Source organism: Terrabacter sp. P5_B1, from assembly GCF_056400505.1.
The window spans coordinates 1-17,864 of record NZ_JBFULD010000050.1 but is presented as its reverse complement, the minus strand read 5'-3'; the positions used below and the strand labels follow the sequence as shown (position 1 = coordinate 17,864).

Annotated in this window: 20 protein-coding genes; 11 read left to right on the top strand and 9 right to left on the bottom strand. The window is 68.4% G+C overall.

The window, feature by feature from the left end:
• On the top strand, nucleotides 1-1,073 hold a 1,073-nt coding region (locus AC1DP0_RS05970; RefSeq protein ID WP_478082951.1), incomplete at its 5' end, for a DUF5956 family protein.
• Nucleotides 1,074-1,349: 276 nt separating this feature from the next.
• Nucleotides 1,350-1,790 (top strand): hypothetical protein, encoded by a 441-nt coding sequence (locus AC1DP0_RS05965; RefSeq protein ID WP_478082950.1) that lies wholly within the window; start codon nucleotides 1,350-1,352, stop codon nucleotides 1,788-1,790.
• A gap of 82 nt (nucleotides 1,791-1,872) precedes the next feature.
• Here AC1DP0_RS05965 and AC1DP0_RS05960 read toward each other — a convergent pair whose 3' ends face one another.
• On the bottom strand, nucleotides 1,873-2,175 hold the full coding sequence (locus AC1DP0_RS05960; protein WP_478082949.1) for a hypothetical protein: 303 nt from the start codon (nucleotides 2,173-2,175) through the stop codon (nucleotides 1,873-1,875).
• Nucleotides 2,176-2,342: 167 nt separating this feature from the next.
• Between AC1DP0_RS05960 and AC1DP0_RS05955 the strand changes: the two genes are divergently transcribed.
• The 4 genes from AC1DP0_RS05955 to AC1DP0_RS05940 all read left to right on the top strand — a co-directional run bounded on the left by AC1DP0_RS05955 (nucleotide 2,343) and on the right by AC1DP0_RS05940 (nucleotide 5,635).
• Entirely contained in the window at nucleotides 2,343-2,615 is a 273-nt protein-coding gene (locus tag AC1DP0_RS05955) for a MafI family immunity protein (RefSeq protein ID WP_478082948.1), read from the top strand.
• Between the two features lie 166 nt (nucleotides 2,616-2,781).
• Nucleotides 2,782-3,144, top strand: a complete 363-nt coding sequence (locus tag AC1DP0_RS05950; protein WP_478082947.1) for a PadR family transcriptional regulator — start codon at nucleotides 2,782-2,784, stop codon at nucleotides 3,142-3,144.
• A 38-nt stretch (nucleotides 3,145-3,182) separates the two neighbouring features.
• Nucleotides 3,183-4,184: a hypothetical protein gene (locus tag AC1DP0_RS05945; protein WP_478082946.1), complete on the top strand. Its 1,002-nt coding sequence runs from the start codon at nucleotides 3,183-3,185 to the stop codon at nucleotides 4,182-4,184.
• 56 nt (nucleotides 4,185-4,240) lie between these two features.
• Nucleotides 4,241-5,635 (top strand): glycosyltransferase 87 family protein, encoded by a 1,395-nt coding sequence (locus AC1DP0_RS05940; protein ID WP_478082945.1) that lies wholly within the window; start codon nucleotides 4,241-4,243, stop codon nucleotides 5,633-5,635.
• A 689-nt stretch (nucleotides 5,636-6,324) separates the two neighbouring features.
• Here the strand turns inward: AC1DP0_RS05940 and AC1DP0_RS05935 are convergent.
• On the bottom strand, nucleotides 6,325-6,918 hold the full coding sequence (locus AC1DP0_RS05935) for a hypothetical protein (RefSeq protein ID WP_478082944.1): 594 nt from the start codon (nucleotides 6,916-6,918) through the stop codon (nucleotides 6,325-6,327).
• A gap of 1 nt (nucleotide 6,919) precedes the next feature.
• On the opposite strand from AC1DP0_RS05935, the gene AC1DP0_RS05930 reads away from it, so the two are divergent.
• Nucleotides 6,920-7,045, top strand: coding sequence for a hypothetical protein (locus AC1DP0_RS05930; RefSeq protein ID WP_478082943.1), 126 nt, complete (start codon nucleotides 6,920-6,922; stop codon nucleotides 7,043-7,045).
• A 259-nt stretch (nucleotides 7,046-7,304) separates the two neighbouring features.
• Here the strand turns inward: AC1DP0_RS05930 and AC1DP0_RS05925 are convergent, their stop codons facing one another.
• Together AC1DP0_RS05925 and AC1DP0_RS05920 are read right to left on the bottom strand one after the other, a co-directional pair.
• Nucleotides 7,305-7,646 carry a hypothetical protein gene (locus AC1DP0_RS05925; protein WP_478082942.1) on the bottom strand — a complete coding sequence of 114 codons (342 nt, stop codon included), beginning with the start codon at nucleotides 7,644-7,646 and terminating at the stop codon, nucleotides 7,305-7,307.
• A gap of 158 nt (nucleotides 7,647-7,804) precedes the next feature.
• Entirely contained in the window at nucleotides 7,805-7,939 is a 135-nt protein-coding gene (locus AC1DP0_RS05920) for a hypothetical protein (protein ID WP_478082941.1), read from the bottom strand.
• 378 nt (nucleotides 7,940-8,317) lie between these two features.
• Here AC1DP0_RS05920 and AC1DP0_RS05915 point away from each other — a divergent pair, with 378 nt between their 5' ends.
• Nucleotides 8,318-9,508: a hypothetical protein gene (locus AC1DP0_RS05915; protein WP_478082940.1), complete on the top strand. Its 1,191-nt coding sequence runs from the start codon at nucleotides 8,318-8,320 to the stop codon at nucleotides 9,506-9,508.
• Between the two features lie 389 nt (nucleotides 9,509-9,897).
• On the opposite strand, the gene AC1DP0_RS05910 is transcribed toward AC1DP0_RS05915, so the two are convergent.
• Complete coding sequence (locus tag AC1DP0_RS05910; protein ID WP_478082939.1) at nucleotides 9,898-10,266, bottom strand: DUF1622 domain-containing protein; 369 nt, start codon at nucleotides 10,264-10,266, stop codon at nucleotides 9,898-9,900.
• A 135-nt stretch (nucleotides 10,267-10,401) separates the two neighbouring features.
• Between AC1DP0_RS05910 and AC1DP0_RS05905 the strand changes: the two genes are divergently transcribed.
• Together AC1DP0_RS05905 and AC1DP0_RS05900 are read left to right on the top strand one after the other, a co-directional pair.
• Nucleotides 10,402-10,635, top strand: a complete 234-nt coding sequence (locus tag AC1DP0_RS05905; RefSeq protein WP_478082938.1) for a YlcI/YnfO family protein — start codon at nucleotides 10,402-10,404, stop codon at nucleotides 10,633-10,635.
• Between the two features lie 4 nt (nucleotides 10,636-10,639).
• A complete protein-coding gene (locus tag AC1DP0_RS05900) occupies nucleotides 10,640-10,954 on the top strand; it encodes a type II toxin-antitoxin system PemK/MazF family toxin (protein WP_478082937.1) in 315 nt (104 codons plus the stop codon).
• A gap of 195 nt (nucleotides 10,955-11,149) precedes the next feature.
• Here the strand turns inward: AC1DP0_RS05900 and AC1DP0_RS05895 are convergent, their stop codons facing one another.
• The 4 genes from AC1DP0_RS05895 to AC1DP0_RS05880 all read right to left on the bottom strand — a co-directional run bounded on the left by AC1DP0_RS05895 (nucleotide 11,150) and on the right by AC1DP0_RS05880 (nucleotide 16,490).
• Nucleotides 11,150-11,764 (bottom strand): hypothetical protein, encoded by a 615-nt coding sequence (locus AC1DP0_RS05895; RefSeq protein ID WP_478082936.1) that lies wholly within the window; start codon nucleotides 11,762-11,764, stop codon nucleotides 11,150-11,152.
• Nucleotides 11,765-12,910: 1,146 nt separating this feature from the next.
• Nucleotides 12,911-13,945, bottom strand: coding sequence for a hypothetical protein (locus AC1DP0_RS05890; protein ID WP_478082935.1), 1,035 nt, complete (start codon nucleotides 13,943-13,945; stop codon nucleotides 12,911-12,913).
• 12 nt (nucleotides 13,946-13,957) lie between these two features.
• On the bottom strand, nucleotides 13,958-14,851 hold the full coding sequence (locus AC1DP0_RS05885) for a TRAFAC clade GTPase domain-containing protein (protein WP_478082934.1): 894 nt from the start codon (nucleotides 14,849-14,851) through the stop codon (nucleotides 13,958-13,960).
• 1 nt (nucleotide 14,852) lies between these two features.
• Nucleotides 14,853-16,490, bottom strand: a complete 1,638-nt coding sequence (locus AC1DP0_RS05880; protein ID WP_478082933.1) for a hypothetical protein — start codon at nucleotides 16,488-16,490, stop codon at nucleotides 14,853-14,855.
• A 68-nt stretch (nucleotides 16,491-16,558) separates the two neighbouring features.
• On the opposite strand from AC1DP0_RS05880, the gene AC1DP0_RS05875 reads away from it, so the two are divergent.
• Nucleotides 16,559-17,812, top strand: a complete 1,254-nt coding sequence (locus tag AC1DP0_RS05875; protein WP_478082932.1) for an IS256 family transposase — start codon at nucleotides 16,559-16,561, stop codon at nucleotides 17,810-17,812.
• Nucleotides 17,813-17,864: the final 52 nt, after the last annotated feature.

Below are 17,864 nucleotides of genomic sequence, written 5' to 3'. Positions count from 1 at the left end.
CTGCGGAGCGGTCCTGGATCGAACCGCTGCCCGTCCAGAACCGCCAGATGATGGACGCTGAGATCGCCGAAGACGCCGCGGCCGCGGGGGTCCCGCCACGCCCCGCGGGCCGGCTGTGGTTCCTGCGGTCGCCCTGGCCCTCCCTCACGGCCGAGCTCGTCTTCGCCGTGCTGCGTCAATGGCCCGACGCACGTGAGCCATGGGAGCGACCGAGCATTCTCGTGGCGGCCGCACGGGAGGTGCTGCGTTGGTCGGAGCAGCAGGTGTGGGACTTCTGGGCGGGTCCGCAGGCCGACGCCGCCAAGGCCTGGCGCTTGACGGGCAGACCCCCGGCCCAGTTCTCCGAGCTGGCGCTCGCCGGCCTCGGCCCTGAGCAGACGATGAGGCTCACCGCGCCGATCGACAGCGGCGGCGCGGGGCTGACCGAGGCCCAGGCCGCCGCCTGGGTCCGTATCGTCCTCCGCCCGAGGCCAGCCGAAGCCGTCGCGGCGATCATCGGCTGGCGCGCCCTCGGTGTACCTGTGCAGCCCCCACCGGACATCGCAATGTTCCTGCGCGAGATCGAACCGCGGCAGGCGGCTGCGTGGCTGGCCGACGGGTTCACGATCAAGGACGTGAGCCTGCTGTACGGGCTCGCCGACCGCGGCGCGGCGCACCGGTGGCGCGCGACCGGCTACACCGGAGAGCAGGCCCGGGCGCTGCTCTTGGCCGACCGGTCCCTGACCCCCGACGAAGCGGCGACCTTCGCCGCCGCCGGCGTCGACCCGGATGAGCAGATCCGCTGGGTCGAGGCGGGCTTCTCAGCCCACCAGGCCCGAGGATGGAGCGATGTCGACGTCCTGCCCAACGAGGCCCGCGTCTGGCGCTCGGTGGGCCTGGGACCTGAGGATGCGCGTCGTCAGAAGGCCGCCGTCGGTGGCGTCCTGCCCGATGGGGTGGAACTCGGGTGGTTCGCCTCCGGCGAGGCACCCGGACGTGGGGACATCCGCTACGGCGTCACCGACCCGCCCGGGACCCGAGGCCGGCTCGCCGAAGAGGACGCAACGATGAACGGACTCCTGGACGGAGAGTAGGCCCCGCGGACGGCGGCTGCCTTGTTCGGAACGTCCTGCACGAGCCGCCTCTCCGTTGGTGCCAAGTGGCCGGCCGTAACCGCCCATCACCCACACATCCGGCTCACGTGGTTTCAGCGGGGTCCACCATCGCCAGAGCGCCGAAGCCGCGGAAGTGGTGAACCGTACTGGTACCGGCAAATCCGGATGTTCAGTCGAGGAGCCGAGTCAGGCGGATCTGGGATACCCGCCCCCTGGTGGCACCCGTAAGTGTCACCCTTGGACCAGGGGTGAACCATGCGATTCGACGTGACCACCGACGCCTCGCCCGGTCAGGTCCTGCAGGCGCTGACGGACTTCACAGAGCGTCGTCCGCGTATCTGGCACCGGACACTGGACCCCAAGGCGTACGAACTTCGCGAGCTCGGAGACACGTGGGCCGTAGCTCGGGAGAGCACAGCACGCTCGCCATTCTGGGTCGTCGAGCGCTACGACTGGTCCGATCCGTCCGTGGTGCGGTGGGTCGACGTAGAGACCAGCTGGGGCGGCCTCGGCTCTGGCGAAGCGCGCATCGTTCCCGCCGACGGTGGCGGCAGCCGGATCCAGGCTGAATGGACCAACGGCGACGCCAGGCGCATGCGCGACAAGGCGCTGCTGTGGCTGCTCCACCGAGGGCCGATGCACCGCGTCATCGCGCGGATGTGGCGACAGACTCTGGACGAGTACGCCCGGATCTGACAACCGGGCGTCCGCTCTTCGGCAGGTTCCGACACGCGCCCGGCGGCAAGTCCCGTAAACGTCTCGCGCTGATGAGCGGACGTCAGCCGTGCCAGGCGTAGTAGGTGCTCTGGTTGATCGCGCGTGCCACGTTGCGCTCGTCCATCCACGGGTAGGTGCTTCGAATGTGTGCCGCGGCGGCCGCAGCATCGTCATGCGACCATTTGCCGTGCGCCGCATCCCAACGGTTCAGGACCCATTTCTCGATCGAACTGCGAGCCGCCTCGACGTCCTTGGCGAGGGCCGCACGCTCCTCGGGACTCAGCCCGGGCAGTCGTTCTGCTGCCAGTACCGCGACGTCGCGCCGCCAGTCGTCTCCGAACTCAAGCGCTGCATCCAAGAGCACGTTTCGCGCATCCTTGCCCCGCTTCCGAAGGAACCACACGTGCACAGGTTCCCACGCGGTCCATCCTGTTGCGCTGTACACGCCGACCGGCCCGACGATTAGCAGCGTGGTCTGATGAACGTCCTGCCCGCGGCATGACAGTTAGTTTCATCTGCCACGATCCTCAGGTGAATCGAGCGAACTATGAAGAGATCGCCGGGCGTCTGCGGGGCCTCCTCATGCAGTTGGACGACCGGCTGCCAAGCAACGACGTCACGTTGATCGGCGAGTTCATCGACGCGAACGAACTCGGCTTCGCGCTTGAACAGATGGCCGACGTGCTCAGCGAGGACGAGCAGCCGCTGTTAGCAGACGAGCGCGCCGACATGCTCACACTCGTGGATCTCATGCAAATGGGAGGCCGTGTTGCCCGAGCCCTGGCGTTCTGCCCGCTGAGGTAGAGCGGACAACCGCGTTGCGGCATGAGCGGTAAACGCCTCACGCTGATGTCAGGACGACTTGGTTGACGCGGCTGCAGGCCTCCAGGCCTTCCAGATCTCTGGTCACACCCGCTGCTGGGGCGTGTCGACCGCATAGTCCGTTGAGCGGCATGTACCTTTCGTCGTCATGGGTGTGATGCGTGAGCCGACGCTGCTGGTGCTGTCCGCGTTGGGCGACGGGCCGCGGCACGGCTACGCGGTGATCCAGGAGGTGACGAGGCTGTCTGAGGGGCGGGTGGTGCTGCGTCCGAGCACGCTGTACTCGGCGCTGGAGCGGCTGACCGGTGACGGTCTAGTCGCGGTGGCGCGCGAGGAGGAGGTCAACGGGCGGTTCCGGCGCTACTACGAGCTCACTCCCGCAGGCCGGGACGCCCTCGCCGCTGCGGCCGCCCGGCTGGAGCAGAACGCAGCGGTGGCGCGCGGCGCGCTGCGCCGGGCAGCACGTGGCGCCACTGGCGGTGCTGTGGGCGGTCAGGCAGCGACCTCGTGAAGCGCAGGGGGCCTGCCACATCGGGGGTTGCGTTCGCGGTGGAGTCCGCGCGCCTGGAGGCGGCCTACTGGGGTCTGCTGCGGTTCTACCCGCGGCGATGGCGCCGCGAGCGGGGCGCGGAGCTAGTGGCGGTGCTGATGGACGTGGCGCTGGCCGCGGGACGGAGCCGACCCTCAACGCGGGACCGGGTCGAGCTGGCCACCTTCGGTGTCCTGGCCCGGTGGGAGGCGCTCCTGGCCGGGGCGCCGGTTCGGCTGCGGGACCGCGTAGCTGACATGGCGGCGGTGCTGCTGTTCGCGGTGACGGTGTCCACGGCGGCCTTCGGCGAGGTCGCCGCCTGGCGCGCGGTCGGCACGCGGCCGAACGAGTGGGTCGGGATAGGGCCGAGCACCGCGCAGCTGCCGCTGACGCTGCTGCTGGCGGCGTACGCGTGCCGGGTCCTCGCGTTCCGGATGACCGCTCAGGCCCTGTACCTGGCTACCGCAGCCCTGATGCCCGCCACGGTTCTGGCGGGGCGCCTCCTGCACCTGGACCATCCGCCGGCGACGTTCATGCTCGTGCTAGCGGGTGCGGCGGCCACCAGCGCGGTCAGCGCTCCCATGCACGGCAGTCGGGAGCGTTTGCGCCTCGGCCTGGCCGGAGTGGTCGGCGCGGCGGGACTGTTGGCGTTCATGCATCTGTCGACGGTGGACATGCACCTCAGCCCCGTGGTCGTCAGCTACGCCTTCTACTACTTCCACGGCCGCTTGTTCATGGGCACGGCCTTGCTGTGGGTCACACTGCCCGTCTTCGCCGCGGCGCTCGGGGTGTCGTGCGTGTACCTCAGTCCTCGACCGGCGCTGACGGTCGGGGTCGCATGCCTGCCGTGGTGGGCTTTCTACATCGCTTCCGCCCTCGCCCAGATGAGGGCGGCGCCCTCCATCGACGCGAACATGGGGCTGGCGGTCGCAGGGACCGTGGTGGCCCTGGTCGCGACCGGCCTGCTGGCACTCGCGGGCTCGACCCGCCGCAGCACTGACCGGTTCCAGCCGCTGTCATGACCGGCGGGCCGGGGAAGCTGTCAGCACACGCCCCACACCCACTGCTCGGCGGCGGGATGAGCGCCGCGGACTTGGGCCGCGGCACCGGGCTGCGCGCCCCGCGGCTGCTGTCCACCCTCGTCGAGCTCGAGGACCGCGGACACGTCCATCGCCTCTCCGGAAGGCCGGCCCAGTCGGACGGTCTGCCTCGGTACCAGGTCCCGCTCTCCCCGGACGGCGGGTTCGCGCTCGAGCACCTTCGCGAACCGCGCGGTCTCCCTGCCGGGTGGCTGGTCGGCGCCGCGCGGTCAACGTGGCTGTCCGCGCTGGTGGTGCTCGCGTGCGCGGCCGTCGCCCTCCACCTGTCCAAAGGGGCCGTACCGGTCGACCTCGAGGTGTACCGGCGCGGCGGGTCCTCGGTCCTGCACTGGACACTGATCTACGAGCAACCCAGGGGGTGGCTGCCGTTCACCTACCCGCCGCTGGCCGCGCTCGCCTTCACCGTCCTCGCCGCCCTGCCGGTGGCCGGCGCCACAGCGGTCGGCGCGGTCGGCTCCTATGCAGCCCTGAACGTGGTCGCGCGCCTCACGTTGCGGCACCTGCGTGTCGACCGGGCGTGGGCGCCGGCGGTCGTGCTCGCCGCAGCATTCCTCGAGCCGGTCGCGGCCACGGTCGCCTACGGCCAGGTCAACCTCGTCCTGGCCGCCATGGTCCTGCTCGACCTGCTGCGGCCCTCGCGGCGCTGGTCCGGGGTCCTGCTCGGCCTGGCCATCTGCATCAAGCTGACCCCGGCGATCTTCCTGCTGATGCTCCTACGGCGCCCCGACCGTCCGATGCTGCGCCGAACGCTCCTCACCGTGGCCGCCGGGACGGTCTTGCCCGCCCTGCTGATGCCCGCGTCATCGGCTGCGTTCTGGTTTCACGCCCTGTGGGACCCACAACGCGTCGGCGGCCTGGCCTACGCCGGGAACCAGTCCCTGACCGGCTCCATCTGGCGCCTGACCGGTCCGGGCGGGTCGCCGACACTCACCTACTTGTTGAGCCTCGCAGCGCTCGTCCTGCTGCTCATGGGCCTTCGCCGCCCAGACGCTGACCGGCTCACCCAGGCCCTGGCCTGCGCCTTCACCGGCCTGCTCATCTCACCCGTGTCGTGGAGCCACCACTGGGTGTGGATCATCCCGGCGATGGTGTGCGCGGCTCATGCCACGACTCGCTTCCGCCAGGCGGGGGCCCTCCTGGCCGGGGCGTGGCTGGTTGCGGCCCTGACCCGGCTCATCTGGGCCGGGCCCCACGGCGGGGATCTGGAGTACACCGCGTCCCTGCCCCTCCTGGTCGCCACCGACGCCTACACCGTCCTCGGCGTCGCCACCCTCGCGCTACTGATCACGAACATCCGGACACAGCACCACCGTCCACCCGCCGCGGCCCGGGCCCCCGAGCTCCTGCCCCAACAGGCAGACGTGCACCAGTAGGACCCGCCTTCCCTCTGCATGAGGGTGCCTCGACGGTGCAAGACGCACTCGAGATCGTCCCCTTGGGCCTGATGATTCTCGGCTAGGGCAGTGGCGGCTTTGGTCGCCTCTTCCGCCTCATCCGCCTCGTCGATGCCGATGGGCCCGTGCCGCCGCGGAGGGGAGGGCCGGACCAAATCCTCTATTCGCCCGCTATCAGTTCCGGCCGGCGCCCCGCCCGCGTCGGCGCACCGCGCGGATCCGAGAAAACCACCCCGCCGTCGACACCGCCGCGGCGACCTGTGTGCTCGTAGAGGACTGAGGTCCGGCGGCGATAATGCCCGCTGCGGCACCGAGAAGCTCGTCCTGACAACGCCGGCACACGCGCCGACCTGTCACCGTCGTCACGAGCTCAACCTTGGAACTACCGAGGCCGCCCGCCTGGCGACCGCACTGTGCACAGCTGGCCATTGTTGCTCCCCTGATCGTCCGCCCAGCCCGTAAGCAAGGCGGTTGCGTGTCATCGTGTCGTCATCATGCCGTGCCGGCTGAGCTGTTGACGCTGATACGTCGGCAGGTCATCCGCCTGACTGGGGGCTGGCGAAAGCGCGCTTATCGGCACGATCGCTCGGCGGCAGATGGGGAGGTGCTGGGCCAACCAGAGCCGCCGTGAGGTTGCTTCCCGCTCCGGAGTTGGTGACAGTTCGGCCTCACGACAGGTGGGCAGCGACCGCCTTGAGGGCCCGGTCACGTTCTGGCCCGGTCCACGGGCGACCGCCCATGACGACCCACGCCAAGCGAGACGGCGTTAGGAACGCGACCGCCGTCGGCTCCCCGCTGGTCCTGGGGACTGATCCGACCACGGCCGAGATGCCMTCGACGACCTGGAGCCTGCCATTCGGGCAGTTCAGGAAAGCCTCCTGCACGTACCGCCCCATGCGCTTCGGATCCTGCGTGGGCAGCTCGATCTCCACGTAGGCGAGCGACCGCAGTGCGGACCCTTCCCCTTCGCCAGGACCGACGTCTGCGCTCAAGCCCACGCGCCGGACCCGCCGCGCCTCGGACGCGCTGACCAGATCCTCCGTGCTCAGCAACGCCCACGGAACCCCCAGCTCACAGGAGATGTCGGCCGGGTCGGGCAGCGTGACGGAGCAGGTGCTGGCACCGGCATCCCGGCCTGGCGTGAACTCGTCGTTGACGTCGATGCCCAGCCCGACGCCCGGACCGAAAATCCCGGAGAACGGCGGGGTGGCGTCGGTGCCCTCACCGAGGTCCCGGCGGGTGACGCACTCGGCCGTCTCCACGATGGGCGTCATCGTCGGCCCGCTCGTCTGCGTTGCCGTCACCCTCGGCGGGCTCGGTGACACGGAACTGGCCGTGCAAGCGGACAGCACGGCCGCAACAGCCACCACGACGGCCGTCACCGTGTGAGCGCGAGCCGACCCGCTGCCTCGAGCCTCGTGCAGCATCAAGCCCCCTCGTAGCCTCGTCTGCTGGCGAACCTGGTCCACCCCTGTCTTCATGCCCTGGAGTGTGCCAAGAAGGGTGTCGTGGCGCACTCGGGTCCCCAGCCGCGCCTGCGCCTCGAGCTAGCCGCCGACGGTCGTCAATCCGCGATTGGCGCGATATCTCATCGATGTGTTGAGCGAGAGCCCGACGGGCAGCTTGCTCGCAGCGGCATGTGCGTGCGTTAGGGCGAGTGCCGTTCGGCCGTGAGAAGAGCCCCGAATACGCGATCGTCAATCGAGGAGGCGATGTACGCCACGCGCTCCACCGGGGCTGTGAGTTTGTAGCCCATAGCGCCTGAGACGGTATCCACGTCGAGCCAGGCGCCGGTGCCGGTACGCGACATGTCGTACCACCATTGGCTGCGATCTCGAGTGAGGCGGATGAGGGTGCCGTCCCGCTTCCAGGTGTCCTGACGATCGCCGAAGCCTGTCGTGTCGCCTCCGACCGATGAGACGTGCTTGAACGCATTCAGGCTGAGCCAGAGCCGCACATCTTCGGCGTCTTCGTCCGTCAACTGGGACATGTAGCCATCCTGCCGTGGTGACCAAGTCCGTGCACACATCGGACCGACGCGCCGCTCGCGGCATGTGCGGACGTGACAGCGTGTGCGCGGTCATCGGGTGGGTGCTTCGGTAGGTTGTCGCTCGACTGGGGTAGACAGGGGATGACGTGGGCGAACCGTCACAGTTCGATGGCGGGTTGCGGTCGCGGGCCATCGACCAGACGCGGGCGCATCAGTGAATGGATCTGTTGCAGCGGCGGGCCCAGTTGGAGCGCGACACGGAGTTCGGCGGCCTCGGGAGACTGCTCGTCCATGGATCCGGCCCCACATCGGCCGATCGATCGCGACAGCACCCAGCCGCAGCGGCCGGTCTGGTGCTGGGCTGAGCGACACGGTCATCGGCACCCGACCTCGGGCAAGCCGTCGACGAACCGGGGCGGTGCCCGGTGAAACACGGCCGTCGCGACTTTCATGGAAAGCCAAGAATCCCCTCATGGGAAACTCAGGAAAGGCGTTCAGGGCGGTGTTTGCCGTATATATCCTGAGTATCCAGTAAAGGTAAGCTAAGCAAACCAAAGTACCTATTGACACGGTTCTTCCTCACGGCGAGCGTGTGCTCGGCGCCCGCGAACCGCTGGCGCCGAGCAGCGCGGCCTCCACGGGCACGCGCACTTGTCTGAGGGGACCACAACGTGAAGAGAGCTCTACCACTGCGCCGCCGCATCACGGCGGTGCTTGCTGTCGGCGCTGCCAGCCTGCTGACCAGCCTCAGCCTGTCGGCGACGAGCGCGTCGGCCCAGGTGCCCACCTCGGCACCGAGCGGCTGCCCGAATGCAGCCGTGTCCAAGGTCGGCCGCATCGGCGGCATCGACCACGCCGTGTCGGCGGCCACCGGGTGCCCCGTGGGTCACTCCGACGCCGTCCACATCGACAGCGACCCGGCCGTCGGCACGCCGCCGCTGATCTACCACGGCGGCCCGGTCATGTCGACGCACTCGACCGGCCCCCTCGTCGTCACCCCGATCTTCTGGACGCCCAAGGGCCACACGATGGACCCCGCCTACGGCGGTATCGTTGCCCGCTATCTCAACGACGTCGCCGAGGCGAGCGGCCAGCGCAGCAACGTTTTCGCCACGCTCAACGAGTACTTCGGCGCCAACGGCAAGAGTCGGTATGCGGTCAAGTTGGGACTGCCCGTGGTTGACACGCGGGCCCTGCCCGCCGACGGCTGCCAAGTGGCGAGCACCGACACCAGCGGCATCTACGCCGACAGCTCCGGCTACGACGCGTGCCTCGATGACGCTCAGGTGATCGCCGAGACGGAGAACGTCGTCGCGGCCCGCCACCTGCCGCGGGACTACGGCCACATCTACGTGATGTTCCTGCCGAAGCACGTCGAGAGCTGTTTCAACGCGGGCTCGACGACGGACGGCAACACCAACGCGTGCACGATCAACTACCAGCCGACCGCGGCGTTCTGCGCCTACCACAGCCAAGACTCCAACGGCATGGTCTACGCGAACATGCCCTTCCCGGTGTACCACTCCGGGACGCACTACACGTGCGGTAGCGAGGCCCGCGGCCACAAGGTGATCGAGACCCCGAACGGCAACCCCGACGCCGACACCGAGATCAGCCCCACGAGCCACGAGATCATGGAGGCCGCGACCGACCCCGACGTCAACACCGGCTGGTACGACCTGAACGGGTTCGAGAACGGCGACGAGTGCGCCTACACCTACGGCACGATGCAGGGCACCCCCGGTCAGCTCTGGAACCAGGTCATCAACGGCCGCCACTACCTGACCCAGGAGGAGTTCAGCAACGTCGACTTCGCCAAGACGGGCGGCGGCTGCATCCAGGGCACCACGACCCAGCCCTGACCCATCTCCAGCACGAGGGCGGTCCGGGCAGGTGCCCGGGCCGCCCTTCGTCGTCCGAGCCCACCGGGCGCAGTCACGGCGAACGTGCAGTTCGCCGAACTTCGCTGAGTCCGCTCGCGTGCGCGGTGACATCTTCGGATTAGGTGAGCCTGAGTCATGAGGCGAGCCGTTGCGCCCTCGGCGGCATGTCCGGAAAACGCCTCACGCCGATGACAGCACGTCTGGGTCGCCCCGACGACGGCGGTCAGGCCGCCGGCGTCTCGGGTATTGACGACGCCGCACTCCCCAAGAAATGCTTCGCCCTCAGGTCTGAGCATGGGCAGTGCTCCGCGCCGCGCGAAACCACGAACACTGGCGCGGAGGAACTGCTCGAGGTCGGCGCTGCGAGGTTACGAGGCAGTCTTACTGGTCGGTGGGTCCGTGGGGGCTTTCTGCCAGGGCCAGCGGCCGGTGATCTCGAGCTCGAGGGAGAAGCTGAGAAAGGTGCGGATCAGCACGATGAGCGCCAGGACGAGGACGCTGGACAGTGTCGGGGTCACCGCGACGGTGCGGATGATGTCGGCGGCCACGAGCAGCTCGAGGCCCAGCAGGATCGTGCGTCCCAGTTGTTGGCGGAACTGCCGGTAGGTGCCTGGCTGCTGTCCGTGGGCACTCTGGGCCGCTCGCACTGCTGCGACGACGGCGCCGATGACCAAAACGACCACCCCGGCCGTGTCCATGCCCTTGCCGGCTAGCTCGACGGCCTCGCTGAAGTCCACATCGTTCCTTCCCGTTCATCGGTGTCACCCACTGCTGATACCCTCATGATTCCGGCGGGTACTCGCTGACGATCACGCGCAGCGCGGCATGAGCGCGCATCCCAAGTTGGGATTCAATGCAGTATCCTCGTCTACATGAGCACCCAGATTGCGGTCCGTCTGCCCGACGAGATGGTGGCCTTCCTCGACCGTGCTGTGGCCGCGGGCGAGGCACCGAGCAGGGCAGCCCTCGTCACGTCGGCACTCGAACGAGAGATGCGCCGGCTGGCCGCAGAGCACGACGTTCGGATACTTGGCGCCAAGGGTGCGGCGGACGATCTTGACGATCTCGTGGCGTGGACCAGCACCCACATTCGGGTCGAGGACTGACCGGGTGAGAGAGATCTGCTTGGTCCGCCTCGACAAGACGCGACCAGCGCTCGTCCTGACCCGGGAAGCTGCTCGGGGTGCGATGACCAAGGTGACCGTGGCCCCCATCACCGGCACCATCAAGGGGTTGTCCAGCGAGGTGGCGGTGGGACCCGGCAACGGGCTGGACCACAACTGCGTGGTCTCGTTGGACAACGTCCTCACCGTTCCGGTGGGCGCGCTCGGGCGCACGGTCGGCTATCTCAGCCCCGCACAGGAAAGGCAGCTGGCGCGAGCAGTCGTGCTGGCATACGACCTCGACGTGCCACTTCTCGAGTAGCTCACGGCGGCACGATCGGACGCCCCGTCCGCGGCATGAGCGGGCACGGCTTGATGCCGACGGCCGACCACTGTGGGTCTTTCAGGACATGCTGGCGCTGATGGCCTGCCCCGAGACGGACTGGGCGTGCAGCTCCGGCGAGCATCGGCGTCTCGGCTGGGCTGGGCGGTGGCCTCGCGGCCGGCGCTGCTTGGGTCAGGGTTCGGTGACGGCGACTTCATCGAGTGAGGGAACGCTTCCGTTGATCTCGGTCGCGCGTGACCTGCTGCCGAGCGCTTCGATGCCGCCGCCGATCTCGAGGGAGGCGATGGTTGCGCCGTTGGCGACTTCGAAGGTGACGACGTCCGCGCCTTCCGTGCGCAGTGATCCGCCTATGGTGACCGACTCGATCAGTGCCCCTCGTTTGACCGATAGGGCGACGGCCTTGAGGGTGAGTTGGACGCCTTTGACGAGGCTGGTGCCCTCTCCGCCGGTGGTGATCACGTCGTGGTGAACGGTGAGGGCGCCCATGGGTTTGCTGACCTGGATGCCGACGGAGCCGTCACCTGTGGTCTTAATGGAGTGGAAGGACGCGGTCCCTAGGGATCCGTCGTAGAGGTTGAACCCTCGGGCGCCTCCGCCGGTGGTGACGACCGGTGCCTGTAAGTCCAGGGCGTCGATGTCGCCGAAGTTGACGAACCCGATACCCGAGGGACCGGTGGACTTGATCTCGGCGGTGGCAACCCATTCCTTCACATAGCCCCAGTTGTCCAGCACCATGTCGTTCTGCCCGTGAGTGGTCACCTCTCCGGCGTTGAGGACCCGGTCCACGGCCCTCCTCGTAGGCCGCTGAGAGGGCGGGATCCTCGGTGACCCTCTCGGGGTGGAACCCGGCCGCACGGGCGCGCCGACTCGCCGCCGCTGTGTCCCGGAATCATCGATCCCGGGCGTCGGGAGGAGGCCCGGGGTGCTTAGCGGGCCGAGGCTTGGCGCCTTTCCGCTGTTCCTGGAGGCGGAGGTACTCAAGATCGTTGGCCATTGGGATGCGGGACTCGGCTGGGGGGGCTTCGACGGTGTCCTCGTTGATGCCGGTAATGAACTGCTTGATCTTGCGTTGTAGCCGGTTGGGGCGAGGCCCGGGCGACCCGGACGGTGATGGCGCAGGAGGTGGCGAGGACCTTGCCGGGCTGGAGGCTGCGGCGCTCGTCGTTGGTGGAGGGGGCCAACCCCGTTCAGTAGGCGGGGAAGTGGGGTTGGTGTCGGCTTCGGGGGGCCAAGGCACAGCGTGCTGGCTGCCGGGTGCCGGTGGGGCGTCGCTGCTCGGGGGTCCGCTGGGTGACTGCTGGGCCGGGTGCTCGGCCTTCGCGGCCTCGACGGTGGCCGGGCCAACCACAAGTTGAACGTCTCCAACAATGCCGGCTGCGCGGCGCCATTGGACGGAGCGTGTAGTCGCTGCGGTGTCCGGGAAAGAGTCGTCGAGAGCGGGCGTTGATCCTTGTGTGGCTTCCTGTGGCGTTCCGGCGTGGGCGGCATTCTCGTCGCTCCATGGTGGGCGTCTGATCGGTGGTTCGTGGGCCCGGGGTAGGTCGGACTGGTGCCGGTTCCAGTCCAGGGGCATCCAGGCCTGGTACTCCTCGCTGGCCCACGTGGACCAGCGAGCCTCGACGGTCTCGAGGTCAGGGACGGTGACGTCCGGGTCGTCGGAGAACCACCCGACGAATGTGTAGAACGGCCGTGACCCGTCGGAGTTCATCGCGTCGCTGAGGAGGGCGGCCCGGCTGGCTCCGCCGACCAGGGTTTGGCCTCGACGGCGGGCCAGGACGAACCGGGGCCCGGCGTCGAGCCCTTCTCCGCCGACGGTCGTGGTGGTGACGACGTCGTTGAGCCAGTCAAGGTCGGCCGCTCGCGGCCGCACCCGCCACCAGCGGTCTGCCCGGGCGGTGCGGCCATACAGCACCAACTGCCAGAAAGGTGCAGTCACGAGCGCACCTCGATACCGTCCCGGAACCGGGGCAGACGGTCTAGCTCGGAGAAAAGCCGCTCGGCGCGTTGCGCCGTATCGGCGTGGATGTTGCCGAAGGCCACGTTGTGCTCCTGCATGGAATCGATCTTGCGGGTCAGGTCGTTGATCTGGCCGCGGCGGAAGAAGGTTCCCGCCCCTCGGCTGACCGCCGCCAGCTGCCCGGACAAGGCGTCGCGCACTTCGGCGGCGTTGCGCGACACGTGCAGCGCGGCCTGCGACAGTTGCGAGGTGTACTGGGCGAGAGAATAGACGATCGGCAGGTGCAGGTCGCGGGGGTCGATGTCCTCGGTTCGCACGGTCGCCGCGGGGTTGAGTCCGAAGTGGCCGAGGCTCACGGGGCAGATCAGGGTGGACAGACCGGTCTGGAAGCACACGCTGATCAGTTCCTGCAGTTCACCGGCCAAGGCGTCCACCTGGCTCCGGCGGGCGGACGGGATGAGGTCGGCCTTGGTGATCAGGATGACGATCGAAGGTGCCGGCAGCGGATCCTCGAGCTGGCTGCGGGCGTGAATCGCGTGTTGCAGCAGCGAGGACATGCGCCGCAGGCCGGTCTGACGCATTATGTCGCGACGGGTGGCATCGGTGACCGGCTCGACGAGGAAGCCGCCGTCGATGACGACGTACACGCTGTCGGAGTGGATGAGGCGCTCGTGTAATTCGGCGACATCGCCGGATTCAGCGCCACGCTCGTCTTCTAGCGCGCCGCCGCGGTAGTCGAGCCAGTCCACGTTCAGTAGCGGTGTCAGGCCGTCGGTGAACCGGAACCGGTAGGGAATGTTGTCGGCCTGGTTAGGAGGCGGCAGCTCTCCGTCCTCGAACAACTTGTCCCAACGGCCGGCGAGACGCAGGTCCACGTCGGGGTCAGTGGCGCTGAGGAAGTAGCCGCGGCGGCCGGCCGACATCTCGGCGTACATGCCCAGTAGAAAGGTGGTCTTACCTGACCCGCGGTTGCCCAAGGCGGTGACCGTGAGGTTGGGCTCGTCAGCCATGTGCTGTTCCTTTCAGAACGTGAAGACATTTTCGAAGTAGGTGCCGAGCCGCTCGGCTGGTTCGACGAAGGGTGCAAGATATGCGCGGAGCTTGGCTGCCTCGACGCGGTGGAAGAGTTGCTCCTGCGATGAAGTCGGCGTGCCGTTGAGCCACTTGCCGAAATCCCGCAGCATCCCTTTCTGCTGGTACGCGGCTAGGGCACGTCGGTCGCTGAGCTCGGCTTCCCTCACTACCTGGCCGAAGTGTGCGGTGACACCCACGTGGATGCACCACAGCACGGGCAGTGCGACATTGATCGACTGGCGGCCGCAGGCGACCTCGAGGAGACAGCCGTAGACGGCGTCCGAGGCGTGTACGGCTGCGACGAAGTCCCCGAGCACCTCAGCGGCGACCGCTTCGACATCGCGTTCCCGGCCGGCGACGAGGTCCCATTTGGTCAGGGCGATCACCACCGGGGTGACCTTGTCCAGTTCGGTGAGCACGCGCACGGCGGCCGCGATGACCGGGCGTAGCCTGGCGCGCGCCCGGGCCCGGTCGACGAGCTCGGTGCTGTCGATCAGGATGACGACCCCGTCGGCGCTAGCCAGGTCCGTGCGGAGCTGGCTAGCTTGGGTCGACTCGTCGGATAGCTCGGTCAGGGCACCACCACGGTAGTCGCGCCAAATGAAGTCGAGCATCGGTGACCCGTCGTAGTGCAGTGTTAGGGCGTAGGTGGCGCGGCGGTCACTGGGGGCTGGATAGTTGCCAGCGAGCAGCCGGGTCGCGTTTCTCGACAGCCATTGGTGGTCGGCCGGGCGTTGGGCCATCACCGAGAACGGGCCCCGGGACCGCGACAGCTCGCCGTACATGGCGGCCACGTAGGAAGTCTTGCCCGCGTTGCTGATGCCCAACATCGCGATGTCCATGTCAGTCGCCCCATTCCTCCGACGTGTCGCGGGTCTGCCTGATCGGGCGGCCGTGGGTGGGCTGGTCGCTGTCTGCGGGCGTCTGGTCGCCGTGCCAGGCGTCTCGAGTCCGCCGGATGTGACGGCCGCGCTGGGGTGGGTCACCGGCCACCTGGCCCGGGCGGGCGGTGGGCCGCGACGTCCGGTCGACGGCGGTTCGCGCTTCGTCACTCCTCTGTTTGCCCGAGGCTTTTGGTTTCCGGGGGGTGACACCGCCCTCGCTGGTGACGTCTGCGGGCGATCTCGGGGTGGCTGGGGGGTGGGGTGTTGGGTTGAGGAGGGTTTCGGCGACGCTGGCAGACAGCAGCGGCCGAATCTGCTGGAGAAGGTCCAGGTGCCACGGCTCGAGCCGGTCCTCGGCGCGGGCAATCCGTGCCGCTTCGTCCACGGAGGCGGTGGGCGCGTCGCCGAGGGCGCGGACGGCTTCGGCGGCGCACCTCCGGGCGAGGGTCGTCTGGCCGTGGGCCTTGAGCCGGCGAGCGTGCTGGAGGAGGTGAAAGGCCGGGTCGGCAAGGACGTCGGCGCTGAGCGGCAGCGACGTCGGGGCGGGCATCGTCGAGTCCAACCGGTCGAGGGCTTGGTCGATGTGCTCTCGGTAGCCGGTGCGGCGCAGCAAGTGGTAGCCGTCCACAGCAGCGACGACGACAACCGCCGCGATCCGGGTTGCCCACTCCATCTGCAGGTCGCGAAGCTCGGCGGCGGCGTCGGAACAGGTGGGACGACGAAACCCGTCTCCCGCGCTGGCCTCGAGGGCGGAGAGCCGTGCGCTGGTGAAGTAGTCTGTGCCGGGCAGGAAGGTCGAGACCACCTGCGTCATGTGCCGTAGGGGGGTGTCCCCGCCCAGGTTGTAGCCACCGATCTTAATTTCGAGCTTGTTGGTGACGACCTCGACGGAGACGACCAGTGTCACTAAGTCGTACAGGTCGTGGGCGATGAGGTCGGTGTGCGGCCATTCCATGAACTTGCGGGTCTTGCGGAAGTGCGCGTCGCCGACGTTCTCGACGGGGTGCAGGGCGCTGCGGGTCCGCCACAGCAGCCGCTGCCAGAACGGGTCGGTGTCGTCCGAGGCGGTGAACAGCACCAGCGGCGGGGTCGACCCGGCCGGTGTCCTCAGTAGCCGCACGCTTGCGCGTAGCGAGCCGGGGCCCTCTTCCAGCGGATAGCGTTTGCGGAGAAATCGCTGCGCGTCCAGGTTCGCGGCCGCCTGGGCGGTCAGTGCGATCTCCGCACGCCGGTCCTCGCCGTGGCGCACGTACAACTCTCGCGCGTGCCGGTGATCCTCGGCCCTGCGCCGGTCCGCGTCTTGCCGGTCCTGGGCGCGGATGAGTTCTCGGTCACTAGCCGTGCTCTTGTACTGGTAGATCTCCAAGCCCTTGGTGAGCAGGTCGGAGACCTTGCCGACCGCATCCGAGACGGACTTGACGACCTCGGCGCCGGTCTTAACCGTCACTCCGAGTGTCACTGGATCGACGACCATGGCGCCCTCCCTGAGCCGCGTGCCAATGAGGAGCTTGCAAGCGGTGACGCGCTGAGTGTGCAGAACCGTCAGTTGAGTCCATAGCGTTGGTGTACGACGACACCGGTGAGCGTGTCCCTGCACATGCAGATGCGGTCACCGCGTGATCCTTCGAGTGAACCTCTCACAGCACCCTCGAATGGAGCATCGCGATGACCGCGAACACCAGTATCGACCCTTCCCTCTTTCTGCACGAGCAGCTGGCCCAGGCCAGCCCCGATCTGATGCGCGAGCTGCTCGGCACGTTCATCAACGCGCTGCTGTCCGCGCAGGCTGACAGCGTGTGCGGCGCCGAGTACGGCACCCGCTCGGCGGACCGGGTCAACAGCAGGAACGGCTACCGCCTCCGCGACCTCGACACCCGCGCCGGCACACTCGAGGTCGCGATCCCGAAGCTGCGCGAGGGGTCCTTCTTCCCGGACTGGCTCCTGCAGCGGCACCGCCGCGCCGAAGCAGCACTGACGACGGTGGTCGCGACCTGCTACCTGCTCGGGGTCAGCACCCGCCGGATGGACAGGCTCGTCAAGACGCTCGGGATCACCGGCCTGTCCAAGTCGCAGGTGTCGGTGATGGCCCGCGACCTCGACGAGCAGGTCGCCGCGTTCCGCACGAGGCCGTTGCACGACGGGCCGTACACGTTCGTCGCGGCCGATGCGCTGACGATGAAGGTCCGCGAGGCCGGCCGGGTCGTGAAGGTCGCGGTGATGGTCGCGACCGGTGTCAACGTCGACGGCTACCGGGAGGTCCTCGGGATCCACACCGCGACAACCGAATCCGGCGCCGGGTGGCTATCGTTCTTCCGGGACCTGACCGCCCGCGGCCTGTCCGGTGTCGCGCTCGTCACGAGCGATGCGCACGCGGGCCTGGTCGAGGCGATCGGGGCCACCTTGCCGAACGCCAGTTGGCAGCGGTGCCGCACCCACTACGCCGCGAACCTGATGGCGGTGACGCCGAAGTCCCAGTGGGGGTGGGTCAAGGCGCTGCTGCACAGCGTGTATGACCAACCGGACGCCGAGAGCGTGAACGCCCAGTTCGACCGCGTCCTCGAGGGCCTGTACGAGAAGCTCCCGGCCGTGGCGGAGCACCTCGAGCTGGCCCGCGCCGACATCCTCGCCTTCACTGTGTTCCCGAAGGAGATATGGAAGCAGATCTGGTCGAACAACCCGAACGAGCGGCTCAACCGTGAGATCCGCCGCCGCACCGACGTCGTGGGCATCTTCCCGAATCGCGAGGCCGTCATCCGCCTCGTCGGGGCCGTCCTGGCCGAGCAGCACGACGAGTGGGCTGAGCAACGCCGCTACCTCGGCCTCGAGGCACTGAAGAACGCCCGCACCGTCCTGACCGATCGCGAGGACAACCCCGAGGAGGTGAGCACCAACCTGATCGCCGGCGCCATCAACCCCTAAACGAACAACCTCGACGGATCACGTCGTACACCACCGACCCGGACTTGACCGT

Coding starts and splice junctions, on each gene's coding strand:
- AC1DP0_RS05925 (WP_478082942.1), bottom strand. CDS start 7,646: ATGTCCCAGTTGACGGACGAAGACGCCGAAGATGTGCGGCTCTGGCTC.
- AC1DP0_RS05875 (WP_478082932.1), top strand. CDS start 16,559: ATGACCGCGAACACCAGTATCGACCCTTCCCTCTTTCTGCACGAGCAG.
- AC1DP0_RS05885 (WP_478082934.1), bottom strand. CDS start 14,851: ATGGACATCGCGATGTTGGGCATCAGCAACGCGGGCAAGACTTCCTAC.
- AC1DP0_RS05905 (WP_478082938.1), top strand. CDS start 10,402: ATGAGCACCCAGATTGCGGTCCGTCTGCCCGACGAGATGGTGGCCTTC.
- AC1DP0_RS05890 (WP_478082935.1), bottom strand. CDS start 13,945: ATGGCTGACGAGCCCAACCTCACGGTCACCGCCTTGGGCAACCGCGGG.
- AC1DP0_RS05950 (WP_478082947.1), top strand. CDS start 2,782: ATGGGTGTGATGCGTGAGCCGACGCTGCTGGTGCTGTCCGCGTTGGGC.
- AC1DP0_RS05930 (WP_478082943.1), top strand. CDS start 6,920: ATGGGCGTCATCGTCGGCCCGCTCGTCTGCGTTGCCGTCACCCTCGGC.
- AC1DP0_RS05940 (WP_478082945.1), top strand. CDS start 4,241: ATGAGCGCCGCGGACTTGGGCCGCGGCACCGGGCTGCGCGCCCCGCGG.
- AC1DP0_RS05965 (WP_478082950.1), top strand. CDS start 1,350: ATGCGATTCGACGTGACCACCGACGCCTCGCCCGGTCAGGTCCTGCAG.
- AC1DP0_RS05920 (WP_478082941.1), bottom strand. CDS start 7,939: ATGGACGAGCAGTCTCCCGAGGCCGCCGAACTCCGTGTCGCGCTCCAA.